We start from the raw sequence: 2,519 nt of genomic DNA, 5'->3' as shown, positions 1-2,519 counted from the left end.
ATTTAGCGAAAAAAACTTGCATAATTATTATGTATACACGTATTTTTACTTTATTCCTTTTTATTATTTTGATTGGAACATTGAATGCTGACATGTAAACAATATGAGTTACTCTTGTTTATTCACAATCATATAAAAGAAACAGGAGTTTCTCCTTCTTTTGAAGAAATGAAAAATGCATTAGAACTTTCTTCAAAGTCTGGTATTCATAAGCTTATTATAGCTTTAGAACAAAGAGGTTTTATACGTCGTTTGCCCAATCGTGCGCGTGCAATGGAGGTGATTCGACTCCCTGAGAAAATAACATTTAACCTTTCTTTAGCACGTAAGATTTCTCCCAGTATGATAGAAAAAAATAAAAGAGAAATATCAAAAAACTTGAGTAATTTTGAAGTAGAAGAAAAAAAAAATACCACCATTCCCATTATGGGACGCATTTCTGCGAGCGTTCCTGCTTCTGCTATACTGCAACAAACAAGCACACTTTCTCTTCCACACGATATGGTTAATACAGGTGAGCACTATGCACTAGAAGTTAAAGATAATTCTATGGTGGAGGCTGGTATCCTTGATAAAGATACGATCATTGTGAAACGCCAAAATACAGCAATATCAGGTGAAATTATTGTCGCGTTTATTGATAAAAAAGAGGCAACATTAAAACGTTATCGACGCAAAGGAGCCTCTATTGCATTAGAAGCTGCGAATCCTCACTATGAAGTACGTACATACAAATCCGAGCGTGTAGAGATACAAGGCAAGCTTACTGGACTTATTCGTAAATATTAAATAACAATAATATTAAATAATAATCGCATTTTATATTACGCTATACATACGCCAATAAAATACAGTAAAAAAAACCGTTGGACATTTTTAATATTGTGCCACAAGAAATTGATTTTCTTCTCACTCCTCAAAAGACATCCTCCCCCAATCTGATCTGAGAATAATTCAGATTCTTGTTGAATGAATTCTTTTTTCCCTTCCCTTTTACGCGCTTCACTTACGCAAGGCTTGATAAGTAAGCTTAGAAATATTCATTACACGCTCTAAAGTACTGAATGTTTTAAGGAGTTTGCTTTATATCATCGCTCTTAACGATGGTATTTTACAGTATAATAAGATAAAATCATATGCATGCATAAAATCACGTAAAATATTGTAGAAAAAAATCAAATAAATTTGTAACAAATTGTATTGCATATGTATAAAAATAAAGAACATTTTTTCTTTTTAAGCCAATAAAAGAGTCATTCAATTGTTCATAGTCATTATAGGATTATTATGGTCGCACCTCGTATTAGTTTTGTCTCTCTCGGATGCCCAAAAGCACTCGTAGATTCTGAGCGAATTATTACACGCCTTCGCTCTGAAGGGTATGAGATTTCACGTCAACATCAAGGAGCTGATGTCGTTATTGTGAATACCTGTGGTTTTCTTGACTCGGCAAGGAGAGAATCATTAGCCAATATTGATGAAGCTCTTAAAAAAAATGGAAAAGTTATTGTAACAGGGTGTCTTGGTGCTGATCCTGATGCTATTCGCCAAACATATCCTAATGTATTGGCTATTACAAAACCGCAAGCTTATGAAAGCGTTATAGAAGCTGTTCATACAGCAATTCCCCCTGTTCATGATCCTTTTCTTGATTTAGTTCCTCCCCAAGGTATTCGTTTAACTCCTCGCCATTATGCCTACTTAAAGATTTCTGAAGGATGCTCTAATCGGTGTAGTTTTTGTATCATACCTACTTTGCGTGGTGATCTCACTTCACGTCCCATCAGCGATGTTCTTCGTGAAGCTGAAAAACTCGTGCAAGCGGGTGTAAAAGAACTTTTGGTTATTTCACAAGATACGAGTGCTTATGGTGTTGATCTTAAATATCTCGAAAATTCTTGGAAAGATCGTACAATCAAAACCAAATTCTTTGATCTTTGTCGCGAACTAGGCGATATGGGTATTTGGGTACGTATGCATTACGTTTATCCTTATCCCCATGTTGATGAAGTTATCGAACTTATGGCTGCAAAAAAAATTCTTCCTTATCTGGATATACCTTTTCAGCATGCATCACCGACTGTTTTGCGTCATATGAAGCGTCCCGCACTTATGGAAAAAACAAACCGTAGAATTGAAAAATGGCGAAAAATATGTCCAGATCTTACTTTGCGATCAACATTTATCGTTGGTTTTCCTGGTGAAACGAATGAAGATTTTAATATACTTCTAGAATGGCTAGAAGAAGCAAAAATTGAACGCGCTGGGTGCTTTAAATATGAAGAAGTAAAAGGAGCTGCCGCAAATGATTTGGGATTAAAAAATATTCCTGAAGAGGTGAAAGAAAACCGCTGGCATCGTTTTATGGCAAAACAACAACAAATTTCTACACATCTTTTAAAGAAAAAAATTGGAAAAAGACTCCGAGTACTTATCGATGAAAGTCAAGGAAAAGTTGCCAAAGGACGTAGTCAATACGATGCTCCAGAAATAGATGGTGTTGTCCATATATCATCACG

General features: G+C 35.3%; 2 protein-coding genes. Both read left to right on the top strand.

Going from position 1 to position 2,519, the window contains the following annotated elements; translation table 11 throughout:
- Positions 1-84 precede the first annotated feature (84 nt).
- On the top strand, positions 85-789 hold the full coding sequence (gene lexA / locus ACFIO3_RS11405) for a transcriptional repressor LexA (RefSeq protein ID WP_375606879.1): 705 nt from the start codon (positions 85-87) through the stop codon (positions 787-789).
- 498 nt (positions 790-1,287) lie between these two features.
- Positions 1,288-2,519, top strand: a 1,232-nt coding sequence (rimO, locus tag ACFIO3_RS11400; RefSeq protein WP_375704486.1) for a 30S ribosomal protein S12 methylthiotransferase RimO, incomplete at its 3' end; no start/stop codon positions are given.

It is taken from the genome of Bartonella sp. AD328YNZD (assembly GCF_042196425.1).
This window is presented reverse-complemented; position numbering and strand designations above follow the sequence as displayed.